Genomic DNA, 20,242 nt, shown 5'->3' with positions numbered 1-20,242 from the left:
CTCGGTTTCACCATATTATTTAATGAGTAATAATGGTAAAATTTGGGGGTCCGTTGTATTAAACAATGGGCTTGTGTCTAACATGTAATATCCCTAACTAGAGGAGAAGTGGTGAGCATGTTTACTCAACGTAAAACAATTCTTTCAATCATCGCTGGTGTATCACTAGCATTATCTCAATCTGCTGTAGCTAAAGACCGTGTGGTGCATTTTTACAACTGGGCCGGTCAAATTGGTAATAGCACAATCACTGATTTTGAAAAATCAACTGGTATTAAACTGGTTTATGATGTGTATGATTCCAATGAAGCTCTTGAAGGTAAATTAATGGCCGGTCATTCTGGTTTTGATGTAGTTTCACCTTCAGATAGTTTTTTAGCTAGACAGATTAAAGCTGATATTTATCTACCGTTAGATAAAAGTAAATTGCCTAATTGGAAAAATCTTGATCCTAATTTAATGAAATTAATGGCTAACCATGATCCAGATAATAAGTATGCAATCCCTTATGTATGGATGACTACTGGTATTGGTTATAACATTGATAAAGTTAAAGAACGTCTTGGAGAGGATGCTCCTGTTGACAGTTGGGATTTAGTTTTCAAACCCGAAAATATGGAAAAACTTAAAGATTGTGGTGTGGCATTCTTAGATGCTCCAACTGAAATCTTAGCAAGTGCTCTTCAATATTTAGGTAAAGATCCAAATAGTACTGATGCAAAAGATTATACTGGTGCAGCTTACGAATTGTTGGAAAAAGTAAGACCAAATATCCGTTATTTCCATTCATCTCAATATATTACTGATTTAGCTAATGGTGATATTTGTGTGATTTTAGGTTGGTCAGGTGATATTTTACAATCCCGTGATAGAGCGAACGAAGCTAAAAATGGTGTGCATGTTGGATATCAAATTCCGAAAGAGGGCGCATTAGTGTTCTTTGATACTTTTGCTATTCCAAAAGATTCTGCAAATCCTGATGAGGCTCATGAGTTTTTGAACTTTGTTATGAAACCTGAAATTGCAGCTCAAGTTACTAATGATGTTAATTTCGCTAGCGCTAATAAAGTTGCAAATGATCAGTTTGTTAAGCCAGAAGTGAAAAATGATCCAGCGGTTTATCCAAAACCAGAAGTGATGGAAAAATTATTCACTTTAACGGTGAAAGAACCTAAACTTGAACGTGTGATTACTCGCACATGGACAAAATTGAAAACGGGTAAATAACCGTTTGAAAATGTCAACTAATTGACTTATATATTCTAGACGGGGAGATTTTAAATCTTTCCGTCTCGTTTTTTTTGGCTTGTTGTTATGAGGAAAAAAGCGTGAACGATAAAACAACAAATCAGGTACAGCCTAAAAAAAAGATGATAACTCCATTATTGGAGATCAAAAATTTAACTAAAGTTTTTAATGATGATTATTATGCCGTTGATGATGTCAATTTAACCATTTATACCGGAGAGATTTTTGCTTTATTGGGCGCTTCTGGTAGTGGTAAATCAACTTTATTGCGGATGCTTGCCGGTTTTGAACAACCGACTTCTGGACAAATTATTTTAGATGGTAAAGATTTATCACAAGTACCTCCTTATAATCGTCCTATTAATATGATGTTTCAATCGTATGCTCTTTTTCCTCACATGACGGTTGAGCAAAATATTGCCTTTGGGTTAAAACAAGATAAATTAGATAAACATGAAATTAAACATCGTGTTGAAGAAATGTTGGCGCTTGTGCATATGGAGCAGTTTGGCAAACGTAAACCTCATCAACTATCAGGTGGTCAAAGACAACGCGTTGCATTAGCTCGAAGTTTAGCTAAAAGACCTAAATTACTATTGTTAGATGAACCAATGGGGGCATTGGACAAACAACTTCGTGATCGAATGCAGCTTGAAGTAGTTAGCATTTTAGAACAAGTAGGCGCAACCTGTGTAATGGTTACCCATGATCAAGAGGAAGCTATGACCATGGCTGGTCGTATTGCGATTATGAATAAAGGCCAATTTGTGCAAATAGGTGAGCCTGAAGAAATCTATGAACATCCAAACAGCCGTTATAGTGCCGAGTTTATTGGTTCAGTAAATGTATTTGATGGCATCTTACAAGAAACCTTAGAAGATGGATTAATCATCAGTTGTCCTATGATTAAACATCCATTAAAAGTTGATTATGATTCACCTGCAGTAGAAGGTGTACCAATTCAAGTTGCATTACGGCCTGAAAAAATTAAACTTTGTGATGAAATCCCAGACAATGGTTACAATGTTGCAACTGGTGAAGTAGTTGAAATTGCCTATTTAGGTGATCTCTCTATTTATCACGTTAAATTACAAAGTGGACAAATTATTATTGCTCAACTACAAAATGAACATCGTTATCGTAAAGGAATGCCAACTTGGGGTGATATTGTTAATCTTAGTTGGGAAATTGATAGTTGCGTTGTGCTTACCGAATAAACACAAGAGGATATATTGATGCGATCCATTTTATGGGGTTTGTTGTTAAATGCCTTAGTGTTACTTGGTGTTTATTTACGTTTTGTAACAATAAATGCATTTGACAATCTGTTTTTAGATGCGTTATTCACGGCAATGGTATTAAGTCTATTATTATCCTGTCTAGGCACATATTTGGCACATTATAAGCCATCTAAATTTGCTTATCGGCTAATTATAGCGGGTAGTATTGTCTATATACCTGCAGGGTTAGGTTTAGTTGCGATCTATTATGCTTATCGAAAGATGCGATTACAACGTGATGAATCCGACCTGATGACACTATATGGCCGTCTATTGGTAATAGCTATTCCATATTTTTGGATGTTGTTATTATTCTTATTACCGTTTTTGATTGTATTTCGAATCAGCTTTTCTGAAGTAGCGATAGCCGTGCCACCTTATACCGAACTGTTTAGTTATGAAGATGGCCTAGTTAATATTGTTTTAAACGTTGGTAATTATTTTAATCTACTGGAAGATACAATTTATCTAGACTCGTATTTACAATCATTAAAAGTTGCTGCAATTTCAACTTTGTTATGTATTTTGATCGGTTATCCTTTAGCTTGGGCTATTTCGCAATGTAAACCGTCAACCAGAAATATTTTATTACTATTAATCATATTGCCATCATGGACTTCGTTTCTAATTCGGGTTTATGCATGGATTGGCATTTTAAATCCTAATGGTTTATTAAATAATTTCTTGATGTGGTTAGGGGTTATTGATCAGCCATTAATCATCATGAAAACTTACCTAGCTGTTTATATCGGTATTGTTTATTCTTACTTACCTTTTGTGGTATTACCAATTTATACCTCATTAAGTAAAGTCGATACAACGCTGATTGAAGCTGCGTTAGATCTTGGTTGTAAACCAATTAAAACTTTCTTTAAGATTATTGTACCGTTAACCAAAAATGGCGTTATTGCCGGTGGGATGTTGGTCTTTATTCCTGCGGTAGGTGAATATGTTATTCCTGAATTATTAGGTCCTTCTGATGGTCTAATGATTGGTACCCAATTATGGGCTGAATTCTTTAATAATCACGATTGGCCAGCCGCGTCAGCAGTGGCAACAGTGATGTTATTGATATTAATTGTGCCTATTTACTACTTTAATAAGTTTCAAAACCGACAAATGGGAGGTAAATAAATGAATAATTTACCATTAGTCATGCGCTCAGCATTGATTGTTTTTATCTCTGCATTATTAGGTTCAATAGTGCTATCGGTTTTGATTTCTGCATCAGGATTTGCGTTATTAAGTAGTGGTAGCTTATATGTAGGGTGTTTTCTATTTAGCCTTATCCTAACAATTATTGTCACAATTGCATTATTAGTGAGATGTTTAAAAGGGTTAATTCTATTAGTAGTTTTTTCTTTTTTATATATCCCTATGGTCATTTTAATTGTTTATTCGTTCAATAGCTCAAGGCTAGTGACGGTTTGGGCGGGATTTTCAACTAAATGGTATGTTGAATTAATACATAATGAAGCTTTACTTAAAGCGGTTGGATTGAGTTTGTCTATTGCCGCAGGCGCAGCTTCTTTGGCGATTATTCTTGGTACTTTAGCCGCTTTTGCCGTCATTCGATTTAGACGATTCCGTGGCTCTAATTTGTTCTCGTTTATGACTACAGCACCATTAGTTATGCCTGATGTCATTACTGGTTTAGCTTTGTTATTGCTATTCGTAGGTATGGGACAAGCGATTGGTTGGCCAAAAGAGCGCGGTGCAATGACTATTTGGATGGCTCATGCAACATTTTGTACCGCTTATGTAACAGTTGTTATTAGTGCAAGATTACGAGAGTTAGATAAGTCAATTGAGGAAGCAGCTTTAGATCTTGGTGCGAATCCATTGAAGGTATTTTTTATTATTACCTTACCGATGATTGCACCGGCACTGGTTTCTGGTTGGTTATTGGCATTTACTTTATCACTTGATGATGTGGTTATTGCTAATTTTGTTACAGGACCTGGTGCAATGACATTACCGAAACTAGTATTTTCTAAGGTTCGTTTAGGTGTCGATCCACAAGTTAATGCCTTAGCAACAATTATTTTATTAATAGTTGGTATTATTGGCTTTATTTCATGGCTTTGGATGCGTCGAGCCGAAAAAAGGCATTTGCGTGAAATTCGTATGCGATAATCTATCGATTAATTATTGCCGCTTAATGCGGCAATTTTTTTATCTCAATAAAATATCCGTGTTTTTTTTCCTATTTTATATTATAGTGTGCGCAGTCAGTTTACTGACAAAATTCTCAGGGCGGGGTGTAATTCCCCACCGGTGGTATAGCCCACGAGCGCTTAGTAAAAATCGATTTTATTAAGGACAGCAGATTTGGTGAGATTCCAAAGCCGACAGTAAAAGTCTGGATGAAAGAGAGTGGCTTATCTTTTCTATAATTAGCGTTATAGCTAAATCACTATGGTCAAGCACTTGCCCTGATTCTGGTATTTAACATATTTATAACTTAATAAATTTATAATAATTAAGGATAAATATAATTAGTTTAATAAAACAGGATAGGTTTCTACCATGAATCAGTTTAATTTAAATGAATTTGGCACATCAATCGAGCGAGTAAACAAAGCAATTGCTTCAATCAAAGCCGGATCTGGGGTGTTAGTTTTGGATGATGAAGATCGGGAAAACGAAGGTGACATTATCTGGGCAGCGCAAACTATTACCACACAGCAAATGGCATTAACGATTCGTCATGGCAGCGGTATAGTTTGTTTATGTATGCCGCAGTCTTATTGTGATAAATTAGAATTACCGATGATGGTGGCAAATAATACTAGTAAAAATCATACTGCTTTTACTATTTCTATCGAAGCTGCAAAAGGTGTTACAACAGGCGTATCTGCAGCAGATCGAGTAACGACTATCAAGGCAGCGGTAGCTGATGATGCTAAACCAACAGATTTAAATCATCCTGGTCATGTATTTCCGCTAGTTGCCAAAGAAGGTGGAGTACTAAGCCGTCGTGGACACACTGAAGCGTCGGTTGATTTAGTAACATTAGCTGGATTTAAACCGGCAGCAGTAATTTGTGAAATAACTAATGATGATGGCTCAATGGCAAGAGCTCCACAAGTTGTCGCGTTTGCTAAACAGCATCAACTACCAGTAGTAACCATTGAAGATATTGTCGCTTATCTTAAATCAAAATAATTCTAACTGACTATTAGCTGTCGGATTAATTGTTCGACAGTAATCTCAGTTTTATTTAGTTTATTATTGGTAAATTGCTCTTATTTAGCATATCTTATACTTCTTTGATAATTGAGATTCTGGCGTAATTTATGTCACGACTAAGTTTTTTGTATATTCTAATGATTTTTATTCTAACTGGTTGTCAGTCAAAATCTAATCTGTCAAAAAATGTGATTGTTCCAAACACTAAAACTGAAATATTTCATTCAAAATCAAATGGTGATTATAAAGTCACTATTTATACCCCTAATAAAGACACTCCCGAGGGGGGCTGGCCAATTATTTATTTACTTGATGGTGACAGCTACTTTTTAACAGCTAACGAGATAATTACCAGTCAGGCTTGTGAACGTTGTGTTATTCAAGAAGGTATAATTGTCGCCATTGATTATTTTAATCAAACCCGTCGTGATCTTGATTTTCTCCCCAAACCTGAGAATTATGTTTTTGAAGTTTTACCTAATAAGCAAATTAATTTATCAGGTAAATATGGTGGTGCTGATGCCTTTTATGATTTTTTAATTCAAGAACTTAAACCTGAAATAGAAAAGCGCTATGTTATTAATCCTAATCAGCAAGCCATTTTTGGTCATTCATATGGAGGATTATTTAATTTATACATTTTTTTAACTAAGCCTGCCATTTTTAATACCTATGTGATATCAAGCCCATCTTTATGGTTTAGTGATGGTTATATGTTTAGTGTATTATCAAAATATCTACTAAATCATCAACATTCTTTAAAACAACCTGTTAATTTGTTGATCTCTGTGGGTGGAGCTGAACAATCTTTATTGCCGGTTGATTATAATTTACCAGAACAAAAACGAAAACTTTTACTAAAACATCGTCAGAATCGGAAAATGGTTGATTATTCAAAACTATTATTTACTCAACTAAAACAGGCTAATATTCATAACTTAACAATAAGTTATAAAATTTATCCTGAACAATCTCATAAAACAGCAGCTATTATTGCTCTGCAAGATGGTATTCAATTAAATTTTAGAGTTAAATAAAAACTTATTTAGCCAAATATTCAGAATCAGCTTGAATATAGATAATTTTAATTTATATTACTCCGACCTAATTAATAATGATAACCATTATTAATAAAAATTGTCAGGGATAATATATGAATACAAAATATAAATCGACTTGTTTGTTAGCAGCACTTATCGGTTTTGCTTGTCACAATGCATATGCAGATAATGCTCATTCATCAGTTAATAACAACAGCGATTCAGATGATGTTATGATCGTAACTGCGGCTGAGCAAACCAAACAAGCTCTGGGTGTTTCAGTGATTACGCAAAAAGATTTAACTAAAATGCCACCCAAAAATGATATTTCAGAAATCATTCGAACCATGCCTGGTGTCAGTTTGACGGGTAACTCAACTAGTGGCCAACGGGGTAATAACCGACAAATTGATATTCGAGGTATGGGGCCAGAAAACACATTAATTTTAGTTGATGGTCGACCAGTAAAAAGTCGTATGTCAGTTCGCTATGGTTGGCGAGGTGAGCGGGATACTCGAGGGGATACCAATTGGGTACCTTCTGATATTATCGAAAGAATTGATGTCCTTCGTGGTCCAGCCGCTGCTCGTTATGGTGATGGTGCTGCCGGTGGTGTAGTGAATATTATCACTAAGCAGCCAACCAAAGAGTGGCATATTTCGTGGAATAGCTATTTAAATCTACCTTCACATAGTAAAGAAGGGGCAACCCAAAGAACAAATATCTTATTAACAGGTGGATTAACGGATAATCTAAGTATGCGTTTATATGGTAATCTCAACAAAACTGAGGCTGATGATTGGGATATCAATAAAAAACATCAAATTAATCCAAGTTCGGTTAGTGCAGGGCGTGAAGGTGTGCGTAATAAAGATATAAATGGCATACTTCGTTGGGATATCTCTGATAAACAATCACTTGAATTTGAGACAAGTGTAAGTCGTCAAGGTAATATTTACGCTGGAGACACTCAAAATAATAATCCTGATAAATTGGTTAGTCGATTTTATAACGCCGAAACTAATAGAATGAATCGTCAAAATTACTCAGTTACTCATCGTGGTTATTGGGACAATGGTGTGAATACCATGTCTTATATCCAACTTGAAAAAACACGTAATACTCGCTTGAATGAAGGTTTAGCTGGCGGTACTGAAGGTCGCTTTAAAGATGATAACTTTTCAACCATCAAATACAATAATTTTACCTTACATAATGAAACTAATTTTCCTTTAACCATCCTGTTACCACAAACCATGACTATTGGTGGTGAGTATAATCATCAAAAGATGAAAGATCCAACTTCAAATACGCAAACAGTTACAGAAGGTGGCAGTATACCTTGGATCAAAGATACAGCTCGTAGTGAAAATGCCTCAGCTAATCTTTGGGGTGTTTTTGTTGAGGATAATATCGAACTGACTCAAACTACTATGCTGACACCAACGATACGCTATAATCATCAAAGTCAATCAGGTAGTAACTGGAGTCCGGGTTTGAACTTATTTCAGGAAATAGGTGATTATTTTAGTTTAAAACTGGGTATTGCTAGAGCCTATAAAGCACCTAATTTATATCAAACTAACCCTAATTATCTGCTTTATAGTCGTGGACAAGGCTGTTATGGTGCGGGTGGTAGTTGCTACTTAATAGGTAACAAAAACTTAAAAGCGGAAACAAGTGTAAATAAAGAAATTGGTTTAGAGTTTCACAATAATGAAGGCTTAATTGTTGGCTTAACTTATTTCCGTAATGATTATCATAATAAAATAGATTCTGGTATGAGTCCCATTGGGCAAACTGAAGGTAATACAAATTCTAATATTTTTCAGTGGCAAAATGTACCTAAATCGGTGGTTGAAGGACTGGAAGGTAGTTTAACTATTCCTGTTACTTCAAAAATTAATTTTCGTAATAATCTAACTTGGATGTGGCAGTCAAAAAATAAAAAAACGGGTGATTATTTGTCAATCATTCCAAAATACACTATAAATTCTTCAATAGATTGGCAAGCAACTGACAAATTTTCATTGTTAACTGCTGTTACTTGGTATGGTAAACAACGACCGAGAAAATATGATTATTTTGGTGATAAACTGACTGATAGTTCAACTAATCAACTAAGCCCTTATGCTCTATTAAATTTAAGTGGGCAATATCAATTTAACAAGCATTTTACATTCACTGCTGGTGTTGATAATTTGTTTGATAAACGTTTATTTAGAGAAGGTAATTCTTCAACAGTAAGACAATCAAGAAATGGTAGAGTAACCGTTCGTGGGGCTGGTGCAGCAACTTATAATGAACCAGGTAGAACGCTATTTATTAATACTAACATCTCATTTTAAAGTATTATTTATAAGGAACCGCCGAAGTAATCGGCGGATTTATTCGCTTAACCTAAAACCTTCAAAGCACAAGTTTTAGTAATTTTTACACCATTTTCTAATGCTGATGTATCAAAAGTCATATCAGGATGATGTAAACCTGGTGTTAAATCGACACCTAAGCCCCAAAAACCAGATTTTACATCTCTTTCACGTGGATAATTGAAGAAATCTTCGCCGCCAGGTGTGAAAATAGGATCTTTTAATCCCTCTTTTCCGAGTACATCGATAATAGATTCAGCAATGATTTTAGTTACTTCATCGTCTATTTCGGCTGCTGGAATTTCTTTCGATACTTTGATATCAGCTTTAGCACTAATGGATGCCACACTTAATTCAATCGCTTTAAGTGTTTTGGCTTTCAATTCATCCATAGCTGGGTTGGTTGGTGCTCGTAAATCCCAACAAACATAAGCCTCTGATGGAATAGCATTTGTTACACCTGCATCACATATACAACGTGTTGCTTTAACGCTATATGTTAAACTAGGAGCAAGATGAATGGTATTTACTGCTTGAATGGCCATTGTTGCCGCATCTAAAGCGTTAACGCCTAAATGAGGTCTTGCCCCATGAGCAGGAATACCATGAATATTTACTTCAATTGTGGTTGAAGCGGAATAGAACATAGCAGCTGATGCAAAGCCTTTAGGGCATTCATCTTTAGGGCGAACATGTAAACCGATGATCATATCAACATCATCAATTGCACCGCCTTCAATCATAGCTAATGCACCAGAACCTAACTCTTCAGCTGGTTGAAAAATCAATTTTAGTTTACCTTTTTTGATATTTCCTTCTTTGATAAGCTCTTGAGCTGCGGTCAATAACATTGATGAATGGCCATCGTGGCCACAAGTGTGTCTGGCACAATGTTGGCCATCAATAATGTGTCCTAAGGCATCCATATCCGCACGTAATGCCAGTACAGGACCTGATTTACCAGTGTCATATTCTGCAACAATACCCGTAGTATTATTTATATTACGGGTTACTTTATAGCCAGCTTCTTCTAGTTTATTTGCTATATAGTTTGATGTTTTAACTTCTTCAAATCCTAGCTCAGGAATTTGGTGCAAGTAGTGATAGTGCTCGAGTACATTTGACATAGATATCTCCTTTATCACACAATGAATCGCATAATGATCATAGCAATTAACGCATTAACAATACTATTAATCATTAATAGTGGCCAATATTTTTTAGGCACATCAGCAACACCAAGTAGACGGCCCATATATTGTAATTGTGAGCCCATTAAGAAGATAGCAGGTGCTAAAATAGTGATATCCATACCGCTAAGAATGCCACCATTAATTAAATTTACTGCAACACCAGTCCCAGCGGAAGCTGATAACCAAGCTGTCAATAAAACGGTAATTGCTTCACCAGGTAATCCAAATAGTCCCATGACTGGGGCAAATACTTCACCAATTAATTGCATTAGACCGAGTCTTTTTAAGATTTCGGTAATAACAAATGCCATAATAATGTTAGGCATTAGATTGTTAATGGCAATATTAAACCCTTTACGAGCGCCAATTACAAAAATATCTAAAGGATTGTTGGTCTGCTTTTGATTGCTTGAATTACTCATTGATAAAATCCTTTTTATAAACTGAATTTAATACAAGGCGGACTAAAATTGCACCGACAAATTTCAATACAATCATAATGACCAGTGGCGTAAATATTGCAACAGACATCGACGCAAAAAGCGCTGAACCAATAGAAAAATAGTTATTTATTAACCCTGCACCAGAATATTGCCATGCACTAATAATGACGAGATCTTTTTTAGTGATCTGTTTTTCATCGTATAATTCTTTGGTTAACACCGCTCCAGCATCAGTACTTTGTAAATCCGTAATTAATGCCAAACCTGTTTTACCCGGAACACCTAATATAGGTTTAAGTAATGGTGTTAACAATTTGTGAGCCGCACGGATCGTACCATAGTGGGTAAAGATTTCTAAGACCCCTAATGCAAGCATTACAGTTGGAATTAATGAAAGAGCGAAAATAAAGCCGGCTCTGGCGCTATTACCACCTTCACCAACAAATGTATTTTTCTCCGGATGGAGCATTGTACCAAACTTACCACTTAAACTGGTAAAATCAAATGCGCCTAACCAAGCTTTTCCATCTACGTTATAAAATAGTCCGGAAAAGAACAGTATGGCCACAATAAGTGACACATAAGCCTTTATGCCGACTTTAAATTCATTGTCCGATTTTTTTGACATTGTCGATTCCTTTTGATTTATTTGATTTATTCTTTAATCGCAGTATTAAATAAGTTTATTCAATGGACCTTATTTGTTTTGATTCTCAGAGTTAAATAAAGTGCCAAGTTTTGTATTCTATATTGATTTTATTTTAAAAAAACCCCTTTCCTCAAAATATTTTATAAATTAATTTATTTTAATATTCCTAACTTGCCTTGATAATTGGGTTACAAGCAAACTATCTAAATTAAAATTGAAAAATGCAATTACAGCTTTTGATAGGTTTCTTAATAATAACAAGATTGGCTAAATGAAGGTTTCAAAATATCTTATTCTTAATAAGAAAGTTATTTAAAAGCATTGAATTATCAATAATTATAGACTTGCCATTTTTTATCCTTCGTTATAGAATTATTTATGCAGGATAAAAAATGATAATGAAATATTACAAAAATATTTCAATAATTATCTTGCAATTTATATAAGGTTGAATTGTTTTTCTGCATAAACATCATAATCTTTAGGTGGCAAACGTTCTTGTTTGCGAACCATCATTTGTTTCATTAAACACATTAATGAAAAGACAATACTAAGCAATAAAAATTGAAAATAATTAATCGATGAGGTCGTTATGAACAGCAGGAATAAAGAGTGGGCATTTGTTGTTCTCACCTGCTTTTTTGAATTGTGTTGGGTATTTGGTTTCACTACCGCAAGTCAGTGGTGGCATTGGGTTATTGTCATAATGGTAATCGTTGTTGATTTTACCTTTTTAACCAGTGCATGTAAGACTATTCCTACAGGTACAGTGTATGCGATTTTTTCTGGTGTAGGTGCGATTGGTTCATTAGTTATAGATATGGTCTTGTTTGGTAAAGAAATCAAACTTATTGAAATATTTTTTGTTGCATTAATTATTATTGGTGTTGTGCAACTTAAACGAGCTGATAGCTAATTAACTAAAATTTGGATATATCATATGGGATGGTTATTTATTTTAACTGCTGCAATATTTGAAGTTATTGGTGCTATAGGTCTTAAACTTTATTCACAACAAAAAAATTTATTCCGATTAACGCTATATTGGGGAGGTTTTTTTGTTTCGTTTTCATTATTTTATTTTTCATTAAAGTATCTGGATTTAAGTATTGTGTATCCAGTATGGGTAGGGCTAGGTACTTCAGGTGCAGTATTGGCTAATATGTTTATTTTTAAGGAACCGAAAAATTTTAGTCGAATATTCGGTCTTACTATAATTGTGGTTGGTATTGTAGGTTTGCATTTAACTATGTAATGCAAAATTAATTTATTTTTTTAAATTAGTTGGTAAGGCTGTTTTTATTTTAGAGTATTTGCATTAAAATCTAAACTTCTATACAATAGTTTTCATTCCTTTAGTGGGTTGTTAGCTCAGTCGGTAGAGCAGTTGACTCTTAATCAATTGGTCGCGGGTTCGATCCCCTCACAACCCACCATTAAAACCCTATAAAATCAATAACTTACCTATTGCTTTTCCTTCCGATAAAATCTTAAAAAATATTAAGTGGCGGTAACTATATTTTTAATATGGTTTATATTTTGCCTGTTTACCTAATCTTAAATAACCCCTGTCATAAAAATACTCTTTTGTTAAATTGGATTAATGCTAGCAAAATTTAACGTCGAGATTGACCTCTTGTTAGTTCAACGGTGTATAAACCACTTAAGTGGAATTTTTATGCGTAAAGCTTAGTCACGTCTATTTATGGTGGGCTGGTAAAGGGCTAGAAAGAGCGCCGTTTCATTGAGTGGTAAGACTAACCTTGTTCTGTTCTCAAAATAATATTAATTATAGTACGTTTATTCATCATAAGTATCTATTTCGCTAATCATTTGAACGAATAGAAAATGATTATTTAATCTTAGGAAATTGTTATTTAGGAAAACGCGCAAACATGATGAGGCAAATCGATGGGTTAAAAATAACGTTGGCAAAATATACCCGAGAGCCGTTGAATCAAGCCAATATTGGTACATATATCAAAATTTTGAGGATCACGAATTCAAAAAGGCCCGATATGGAATATGTTAGCGCCTGATATCAATCAAGACATTTATGAATTACCCAAATTTCTAGCTCCCATTAATTCGATTTGGCTGGATAACCTAGCGATAGTATTTAGGCAGCGTTATGTTAAAAATGATTCGCATGCCGAATTTATTTTATATTTATCAAATCAATTACGTAATGAAAAAGATATTGATGAACTAAAAAAGGCGATACAAACAGTCGCGGACTAGGTAACTTTCGTAATTTATTAATGTATGTTACCTAATGGTAAATAGGATGATTTAAAACTTATTCTAGTTGGTGGGGTTGCAGCTAAAGATAACTTTATCGATATTAAATCAGTCAGTCAAGATGATGTCTTAACAGCACACCGAGTACCACCATCACTGATGGGGATCACTCCTAAAAATACGAGTGAATTAGGCATCAAAAGTATTTGCCCGAAACGAAATTAAACCACTTTAGGTCAGATTTTTACAGCTCAATGATTGGATGGGAGAGGAGATTGTAATATTTGAACCTTATTCACTTGATTAATTAGCAATATTTATATATAAGAGATAATCGAAACAGATGTAATTAGCATCTGTTTTTTAATCTTAATTTAGGTATAGATAATATGATATGTTTTTGTTGTAAAAAAGAGATACCATTGGATTCAACATTTTGTTGCTATTGTGGAGAAAAACAAAAATCTCTTAATCAATCAATAATAAATCACAATAAAATAAACGGCGATAATAATATAAATAACAATATACTGGGAAATAATTATGGTCCAATAGTTATCAATAATCCTCAAGTTGCTAAAAATGATTGTTTTATGAGTCGAAATAGCATTAAGAAACTAAGTATTGTAGGGAAAACAGTAAAAAACAAAATGGATAAGTATTATTAGTGCTATAGGTTTATTAGCTGATATTATAACCATTTTTACAAATGCTTTTACAGATATTTTAAATATAAACTATTTTGTTATTTTTCTGTTTACACTGTTTTTGGGGATTTTGGCGGTAACTTTTGTAATTGGGTTATTACTAATTAGATGCCGCTTTCTTCTTTTACCATTAGGGTATAGCCTTGAATCAAATAGATATGGAGCGGTTTTTATTACAAAAATTACAGGGAAATGTAATGTACATAAATGTGATGGAAACTTATCACTTAGACAAATAAAAATAAATAAAAATTATAGTGAAAATATTGTGCAATGTAATAGAAATCCAAGTCACAAATGGAAATTCGATTATTCTATTTTTGATGATTCTGATTTGAAATAATGACCTATCTTTCTATAACGATACCTGTGAGATTTTTTTATATATATACAGTTTGTCAGAATTTAAAATATTGTTTGATCCTCCGTTGATCTTTCGTTTTCGTGCAGTGTAGTCATACAGTTCAAAATTACAACTTTATTTATACAAAAATGAAATTTATGATATAACTTTTATATTGATTTTTAGAAAGAATTAGTAAGGAGGTAATAAAATGGCATATACAAACAAAGAAAAAATAAAGTTTGAAAGATGTTTATTTAAAATTGCTGAACCAGAGTTAAAAAAAATTTATGGTGATTTCAATATTTTTGAAAATCAAACAGATACTTAACACAGCTATTATATTAAATAATATAGTAGAAGAATTAGCATTGAAATTGTAACAGCTGACTCTAAAGAATTAATAGAGAACTTAAATGGAATACGGATGGCTAATCAATTAGCAGTACAACGAGTTATAAATGGTAATCAGATTGCGACATTGATAACTAAAGTAAGAGATAGTTTTAATAGTAACTAGTTATTTCCTAAATACACGTCATCCGCATTTTATAAACTGCCATATTTTAACTACTATAATTATGCTTTTAGAAAAAATTTTCTTTACGATAAATTAATTTATGTTTAATATCAAAATAACTCTGAACTAGATGGAGCTATTTTGATTTTCGATAAAAATAAAGAGTATGCTCTTAATTATTTATCAACTTACTGTCAATTATGTAAAAGCTTGTTTTCAGAAGACGAAATGAAATTAATGGTCAAAGTAAATACGGAAGTAAATATAAATAACATTGCAGCAGGATCATCAATTCAAGAAAAGTTAATTGAACAGCGATTAGATCAAAAAAGAAAAAACTGAAATAAGTATTAATTCACTTTCTTAATTTTATTATTATTAACCGTAAATTAGTAATTCAGCTTAGTGAAATTGAGAATTTGCTTATATTGATATAAGTGTAATCACTACAATCACAATTTGGCAGTGAACTGAACAAGGTTGGTATACCGCTTTTACGAGAACACGGCGAGCGTTTCAGCTCTCAGGGATTAATCTCAAATGGCTATATACAGGTAAAGAAAGCCCTAACATCAATGACAACATATAGAAAAATCTATTGAATTTTCAAACGATGATTTGGAGAAATTAAAGCGTATTTCGAAATTAAAAAAAGAAGAAGCAATAGCAGATGATGAGTATATGCTATTAAAAAATAGTATTTTTAAGAACTAAAAATAAGGATAGGGAGATGAAAAAAATTATTGCATTAGCTTTACCTTTGGCTGCATGCGTTTTATTTACATCACCAAGTTTTGCTGATAAAAGCGATGTACTAAGAGAACTAGCTGAAATTGCAAAAAAAAATTATGAAAAAAAATTCGGTGATTTTCCAATAGAAGTTGACGATAAGATGTCATTAAGAAATATAATTTCATCCGATGAATCAATAATTCATGATTACCGTTATAAAGGTAGCATAGATGAATTTCTTCAAAAAGATGTTGATATATATGCAGATATATTTTTTGATAAAAAACTCTGTAAAAACGAAAAATTTGTATCATCTTTTGAAAACTATCTTGTTGATCTTGATCTTTTATATACATTTAACGATAAGACATCGGTATCAACGTTCAATATTAATGGGCTTTGTGAATATTTATATAGCGACGACTAACAATTATGTCTATCAGAAAACAAAAAAATGGCAAGTGGCTTTTTGAGAAATATCTGGAAGATGGGTGGTGCATTCGAAAAACGTTTGTCACAAAAGGCGAGGCCGCATACGAAAACTATATAAAGGAGCAAGCAATAACTAAGCATTAGATTGCTGAAAAAATGATAGGTGGTGCTTATTAGCTCTAATCGAAATTTGGCTCGACGCCCGTGGTAAGGCGTTAAGTGATGGTGAAAATGTGTAAACTAGTTTGCTATTTATTTCTAAAAGCATTAATAATCCACTAGCTAATAAATTTACATCGAAAATTTTTACAGACTACCGCACCAAGCGGCTGAATGGTGAAATATATCGCCCAGAACGAGTTAAAACCGTTGTACCTCGAACGTTAAACCTTGAGTTAGCCTATATAAAATCGATGTTTAATGAACTGATACTAATGGGATAATAGAAACATAAAAAACCGGTTGAGCGCATCAGACAATTTACAATTGATGAGCAAGAAATGTCGTACCTGCTCCCAGACCAAATAAAATTGTTACTAGCATCAGCGGAGTAGAGCAAAGCAAAAGATTTAACGGTCATTGTTAAAATTGGTTTAGCAACTGATGCCATATGGAGTGCAGTTGAAAGTTTAAAAAGCTCTCAAGTCAAAGACGGGAAAATTACCTATATTAATACTTAAGGCAAGCATAACCCCCGTCCCTATAAATGATGAACTTTTTAATTAAATTCCAAAAAAATGTTCAGCTTTTTACTCCGTATTACTTGGCTTTCCGTTCTGCCATTAAAAGAGCTGAAATAGAGTTACCAGATCAGCAATTATTGTATGTTTTGCGTTATACCTTTGTGACCTTTTTTATGATGAATGGTGATAATATATTACTATTGCAAAAAATACTTGGTCATACAGATATTAAAATGACAATGCGTTAGGCTCAATTTGCACCCAATCACTTTGAGGATGCCATTAGACAAAATCCATTTAATAACATCTAAGTGGTGGTAAAATGGCAGCCGTAATTGGTTTTATTCGGTTTTGGTCGGTTATTAATATTATTTTAATATGATTGTCTTCAAAACTTTTTTAATGACTGTTTCTGCGATCTATTTATAAGATAAACGATTTCGGTTGGCATAAATTTCGATTGATACGTCATCTAGAGTCATTCTTGAGATGTAGTGGAAAAATTAAAATCTTTCACAATTGTATATTTACTATGATTCTGGAGTCTATCAGATCAATCGAATTATCTCTAAACTCTGTGATTACAATTGATTGCGCGAACGATTAATCAATAATTATTTTATCTTTTTTTAATTTTTCATCTAATAGCTCTAACCCGGCAAAAATAGCTTTTTTTTGAGTCCCGCAGATTGTGGCTAATTTTTTGAGGAGTTCACTTTCTTGTTCTGTTAAATATGTACCTGGCAAACGAGGACGTCCAGCGTTCCTATCTCGGTAAGCTTGTTCATTTTTTCGTTGTCTTTCTCTATTCATAATTTAACTCTGTATCAGATGAAATATAACATTCATCGCTGGGCGATGATTGATAACGATAAACGTATAACTTCTTGCTATTGCAAGTCATTAATAATAGATGCTCATTATCATACTGCGTATTATACAATTGCCAAAAAGCAGCTTTTGCTAGCTCAAAGCTTGTTGTGTTTGTTCTCGTTTCTAGAAGTACTTGACTTCCGCCTTTTCTTTGTTTTAATACATAAATGCGGTAGTTTTTTAATCTTGAGGTGCAACCATTTTCATTCTCTTAAATCGTTGTAAATTTCTGTTATTGTGCTGAACTTGTACTTTAATGACACTGTATAATAATAAATTGGTCTAGGGTTATTCCTTCACGATCTACTATTAAACATCTTCCTTTTTAAGGATCTTCAAAAAATTAACAATCAAATTCAAAGATAACATATTTTCGTTTTTGAAATTTATATTATTAATTAAGATTTTTATTACAAAATGACGTTTATCTTGTTCATCTGTTGTTAAGTAAATTTTACCTAATGATATTGTGATAATGCTTTAACATTATCTAAATTATAAACCCAGCAATATAAACATAATTTCCTGCCTGATAATATTTTGCAGGTCAATTTGATGAGATTTTAATAAATTTATCGCAGTTTACATGTCTAGACTATAATTACATGATTCTAACAATATTATAAGAAAAGCATATTGGGTAAAACTTGCTAAAATGACATCAGTGGTTATGCCTTAATTTTCAAAAATAAAGGGTATTATAAAAAAGAGGGTTATCCCTCTTTTATTCTCTTATATATTAGAACTACACTTAACTACTATTAGAATTGCTAGGCAAAAAGCTAATGTCTTTAATAATTTATTAAATATTCCATATGTTTTTTTGATATGTATATTAGGTAATGAAAAAAAGAAATATCTGGGTTGGTCTTTTTGATAAATTGTATAGTTTACTTGGATGCATCCAGGGTATACGTTTTTCATAATTCCATAGACTGTTTTCTTTTGTTTTGGATTAATGATTCTATGTTCACCACAACAGAAACATTCTATTGGTTTATTTGTAGGATTATATAATTTTATTTTACATCTATAAGAGAAATCATAATCATAAGTATGAGATGAACTACCGTCACTATGATGAATGATATCTTTTATGCTTCGTTTTGTTACTGTTTGATAATAAATTTTAGCTTGTAGTTGGATACCACATTCTAGCTCTTCAAGCCAATCTCCTATACCTTCTTGTTTTGCTTTCGTTAGTTCATTTTTAACTTTTTGAATATCATTATTTTTAATACTTTCTTGAATAGCTGTATGATATTTGTTGTAGAGCTTCCATTTTTCGTTGTATTGGTAGGTTGTGCGAGCGTCTTCTATACATTTCTTGGATAAAAGTGAATCATTGATAACACCTTTTTCTAAATATTCTAATGCTTTTTTTTCATCAATATTTTTTAACTTATTATAGATATGATAATAAGCATCAGCGATGCCATTTTGCGCTGACTTTTCATAATATTCAATTGCTTTATTGATGTCTTTGACTGTTCCTTCTCCAGTGAAATAACAATACGCTATATTAAATAAAGCTTTGGGATCGCCTGTTTGGGCTATTTTTCCCCATAATATAAATCCTTCATACCAATCAGATGGTAATTTTTCGCCAATAAAGAAAATTTCTTTCTGCTTAATAGCTGAATCAATAGATTGCTGGAATGACATTTTTATTTCCTACTAATTATTTTATCGTGTATTGAGGTTATTTAAATTAATTAAGTAATATTATTCTTATAATTAAGAATTTTTTATTCTGTTAGAATTCTTTATATTTCAAATAGAATATGATTAATTCCTTGTTTTATTTTTAGGCTATCAATCACTAAATAAATACATTGGAATAAGTGGAAAAAAAATAATAATAACCATTACAAATTGTATAACTGCTGAATAAATGCCTATTTGAGCAAATATTAAGCCACTTTTCTCTTTGTTGTATCGAATATCATTTTTAGCTTTTATTCCTAAAACTATAGCTAAAATAAGAAATATTGTGTTTATATAGTTAATATAAAAGGGTATGAATGAGGCAATACCACATATCATAGCCGCCACAGCTATTAAACTTATTGGTTTTCTATCAAATTTTTTTGTTTCCATTCCTACTCCATAAATTTATTTAAAATTTTAAGTTAATAAAAAGTTATCAAATTATATTATGATCGGTTTTACAGATCAATATAATATATTATGATAGTTTAAATCTATTATATGTTGTGTAACTGATCGTTGAAATCTTTTTATTTTTCTAATAAGGAATACGTTAGAATGAAAAAATAAAAAACATAATTTCAATA

General features: G+C 32.6%; 17 protein-coding genes, 1 tRNA gene, 1 pseudogene and 1 riboswitch. Of the genes and pseudogenes, 13 read left to right on the top strand and 6 right to left on the bottom strand.

Features of this window, described 5'->3' with window-relative positions; genetic code table 11:
* The first annotated feature begins 117 nt into the window (after positions 1-117).
* The 7 genes and pseudogenes from H3T80_RS04260 to H3T80_RS04230 all read left to right on the top strand — a co-directional run bounded on the left by H3T80_RS04260 (position 118) and on the right by H3T80_RS04230 (position 9,108).
* A complete protein-coding gene (locus tag H3T80_RS04260) occupies positions 118-1,227 on the top strand; it encodes an extracellular solute-binding protein (RefSeq protein ID WP_198201144.1) in 1,110 nt (369 codons plus the stop codon).
* A gap of 101 nt (positions 1,228-1,328) precedes the next feature.
* Positions 1,329-2,465, top strand: coding sequence for a putrescine ABC transporter ATP-binding subunit PotG (gene potG / locus H3T80_RS04255; protein WP_294912274.1), 1,137 nt, complete (start codon positions 1,329-1,331; stop codon positions 2,463-2,465).
* 312 nt (positions 2,466-2,777) lie between these two features.
* Positions 2,778-3,662 (top strand): annotated as a pseudogene (gene potH / locus H3T80_RS04250) (putrescine ABC transporter permease PotH); the annotation flags it as partial.
* A 243-nt stretch (positions 3,663-3,905) separates the two neighbouring features.
* Positions 3,906-4,664 (top strand): ABC transporter permease subunit, encoded by a 759-nt coding sequence (locus H3T80_RS04245; RefSeq protein ID WP_110448047.1) that lies wholly within the window; start codon positions 3,906-3,908, stop codon positions 4,662-4,664.
* 107 nt (positions 4,665-4,771) lie between these two features.
* A riboswitch (FMN riboswitch) is annotated at positions 4,772-4,910 on the top strand.
* A 147-nt stretch (positions 4,911-5,057) separates the two neighbouring features.
* Complete coding sequence (gene ribB, locus H3T80_RS04240) at positions 5,058-5,696, top strand: 3,4-dihydroxy-2-butanone-4-phosphate synthase (RefSeq protein ID WP_198200221.1); 639 nt, start codon at positions 5,058-5,060, stop codon at positions 5,694-5,696.
* Positions 5,697-5,827: 131 nt separating this feature from the next.
* Positions 5,828-6,757 (top strand): alpha/beta hydrolase, encoded by a 930-nt coding sequence (locus tag H3T80_RS04235; protein ID WP_198200219.1) that lies wholly within the window; start codon positions 5,828-5,830, stop codon positions 6,755-6,757.
* A 116-nt stretch (positions 6,758-6,873) separates the two neighbouring features.
* A complete protein-coding gene (locus H3T80_RS04230; RefSeq protein ID WP_198200217.1) occupies positions 6,874-9,108 on the top strand; it encodes a TonB-dependent siderophore receptor in 2,235 nt (744 codons plus the stop codon).
* A gap of 47 nt (positions 9,109-9,155) precedes the next feature.
* Here H3T80_RS04230 and H3T80_RS04225 read toward each other — a convergent pair whose 3' ends face one another.
* The 3 genes from H3T80_RS04225 to H3T80_RS04215 are packed head-to-tail and all read right to left on the bottom strand — an operon-like array spanning position 9,156 to position 11,393.
* The gene (locus H3T80_RS04225) at positions 9,156-10,256 is read right to left on the bottom strand and encodes a M20 peptidase aminoacylase family protein (RefSeq protein ID WP_198200215.1); all 1,101 of its coding nucleotides are present in this window, start codon (positions 10,254-10,256) and stop codon (positions 9,156-9,158) included.
* 14 nt (positions 10,257-10,270) lie between these two features.
* Complete coding sequence (locus tag H3T80_RS04220) at positions 10,271-10,744, bottom strand: YjiG family protein (RefSeq protein ID WP_198200213.1); 474 nt, start codon at positions 10,742-10,744, stop codon at positions 10,271-10,273.
* On the bottom strand, positions 10,737-11,393 hold the full coding sequence (locus tag H3T80_RS04215; protein WP_198200211.1) for a nucleoside recognition domain-containing protein: 657 nt from the start codon (positions 11,391-11,393) through the stop codon (positions 10,737-10,739). Before H3T80_RS04215 ends, H3T80_RS04220 begins: the two co-directional genes overlap by 8 nt.
* A 613-nt stretch (positions 11,394-12,006) precedes the next feature.
* On the opposite strand from H3T80_RS04215, the gene H3T80_RS04210 reads away from it, so the two are divergent.
* The 6 genes from H3T80_RS04210 to H3T80_RS04185 all read left to right on the top strand — a co-directional run bounded on the left by H3T80_RS04210 (position 12,007) and on the right by H3T80_RS04185 (position 16,384).
* A complete protein-coding gene (locus tag H3T80_RS04210; RefSeq protein ID WP_110447637.1) occupies positions 12,007-12,330 on the top strand; it encodes a multidrug efflux SMR transporter in 324 nt (107 codons plus the stop codon).
* 24 nt (positions 12,331-12,354) lie between these two features.
* Positions 12,355-12,669 (top strand): multidrug efflux SMR transporter, encoded by a 315-nt coding sequence (locus tag H3T80_RS04205; protein ID WP_198200209.1) that lies wholly within the window; start codon positions 12,355-12,357, stop codon positions 12,667-12,669.
* Between the two features lie 105 nt (positions 12,670-12,774).
* Positions 12,775-12,850 (top strand) — tRNA-Lys (locus H3T80_RS04200).
* A gap of 589 nt (positions 12,851-13,439) precedes the next feature.
* Positions 13,440-13,655 carry a hypothetical protein gene (locus tag H3T80_RS04195; RefSeq protein ID WP_198200208.1) on the top strand — a complete coding sequence of 72 codons (216 nt, stop codon included), beginning with the start codon at positions 13,440-13,442 and terminating at the stop codon, positions 13,653-13,655.
* Between the two features lie 1,711 nt (positions 13,656-15,366).
* A complete protein-coding gene (locus H3T80_RS04190; protein ID WP_086364385.1) occupies positions 15,367-15,567 on the top strand; it encodes a hypothetical protein in 201 nt (66 codons plus the stop codon).
* Between the two features lie 388 nt (positions 15,568-15,955).
* Positions 15,956-16,384: a hypothetical protein gene (locus tag H3T80_RS04185; RefSeq protein WP_198200206.1), complete on the top strand. Its 429-nt coding sequence runs from the start codon at positions 15,956-15,958 to the stop codon at positions 16,382-16,384.
* Between the two features lie 1,291 nt (positions 16,385-17,675).
* Here the strand turns inward: H3T80_RS04185 and H3T80_RS04180 are convergent.
* The 3 genes from H3T80_RS04180 to H3T80_RS04170 form a co-directional block, all read right to left on the bottom strand.
* Entirely contained in the window at positions 17,676-17,885 is a 210-nt protein-coding gene (locus tag H3T80_RS04180; protein ID WP_086364383.1) for a hypothetical protein, read from the bottom strand.
* A 792-nt stretch (positions 17,886-18,677) separates the two neighbouring features.
* The gene (locus tag H3T80_RS04175; protein ID WP_198200204.1) at positions 18,678-19,610 is read right to left on the bottom strand and encodes a tetratricopeptide repeat protein; all 933 of its coding nucleotides are present in this window, start codon (positions 19,608-19,610) and stop codon (positions 18,678-18,680) included.
* 150 nt (positions 19,611-19,760) lie between these two features.
* Positions 19,761-20,045: a DUF4190 domain-containing protein gene (locus tag H3T80_RS04170; RefSeq protein ID WP_198200202.1), complete on the bottom strand. Its 285-nt coding sequence runs from the start codon at positions 20,043-20,045 to the stop codon at positions 19,761-19,763.
* Positions 20,046-20,242 lie beyond the last annotated feature (197 nt).

It is taken from the genome of Gilliamella sp. W8145 (genome assembly GCF_016101145.1).
GTDB lineage: Bacteria > Pseudomonadota > Gammaproteobacteria > Enterobacterales > Orbaceae > Gilliamella > Gilliamella apis_A.
Note: the sequence above shows the minus strand (reverse complement) of the source record. Positions and strands in the feature narration are given on the sequence as shown.

Bases quoted from the DNA above. Each gene is read 5' to 3' on its own strand.
- H3T80_RS04210 (WP_110447637.1), top strand. From the start codon at position 12,007: ATGAACAGCAGGAATAAAGAGTGGGCATTTGTTGTTCTCACCTGCTTT.
- H3T80_RS04195 (WP_198200208.1), top strand. From the start codon at position 13,440: ATGTTAGCGCCTGATATCAATCAAGACATTTATGAATTACCCAAATTT.
- ribB (WP_198200221.1), top strand. From the start codon at position 5,058: ATGAATCAGTTTAATTTAAATGAATTTGGCACATCAATCGAGCGAGTA.
- H3T80_RS04220 (WP_198200213.1), bottom strand. From the start codon at position 10,744: ATGAGTAATTCAAGCAATCAAAAGCAGACCAACAATCCTTTAGATATT.
- H3T80_RS04205 (WP_198200209.1), top strand. From the start codon at position 12,355: ATGGGATGGTTATTTATTTTAACTGCTGCAATATTTGAAGTTATTGGT.
- H3T80_RS04170 (WP_198200202.1), bottom strand. From the start codon at position 20,045: ATGGAAACAAAAAAATTTGATAGAAAACCAATAAGTTTAATAGCTGTG.
- H3T80_RS04225 (WP_198200215.1), bottom strand. From the start codon at position 10,256: ATGTCAAATGTACTCGAGCACTATCACTACTTGCACCAAATTCCTGAG.
- H3T80_RS04180 (WP_086364383.1), bottom strand. From the start codon at position 17,885: ATGAATAGAGAAAGACAACGAAAAAATGAACAAGCTTACCGAGATAGG.
- H3T80_RS04245 (WP_110448047.1), top strand. From the start codon at position 3,906: ATGGTCATTTTAATTGTTTATTCGTTCAATAGCTCAAGGCTAGTGACG.
- H3T80_RS04235 (WP_198200219.1), top strand. From the start codon at position 5,828: ATGTCACGACTAAGTTTTTTGTATATTCTAATGATTTTTATTCTAACT.
- H3T80_RS04215 (WP_198200211.1), bottom strand. From the start codon at position 11,393: ATGTCAAAAAAATCGGACAATGAATTTAAAGTCGGCATAAAGGCTTAT.
- H3T80_RS04260 (WP_198201144.1), top strand. From the start codon at position 118: ATGTTTACTCAACGTAAAACAATTCTTTCAATCATCGCTGGTGTATCA.
- H3T80_RS04230 (WP_198200217.1), top strand. From the start codon at position 6,874: ATGAATACAAAATATAAATCGACTTGTTTGTTAGCAGCACTTATCGGT.
- H3T80_RS04175 (WP_198200204.1), bottom strand. From the start codon at position 19,610: ATGTCATTCCAGCAATCTATTGATTCAGCTATTAAGCAGAAAGAAATT.
- H3T80_RS04185 (WP_198200206.1), top strand. From the start codon at position 15,956: ATGAAAAAAATTATTGCATTAGCTTTACCTTTGGCTGCATGCGTTTTA.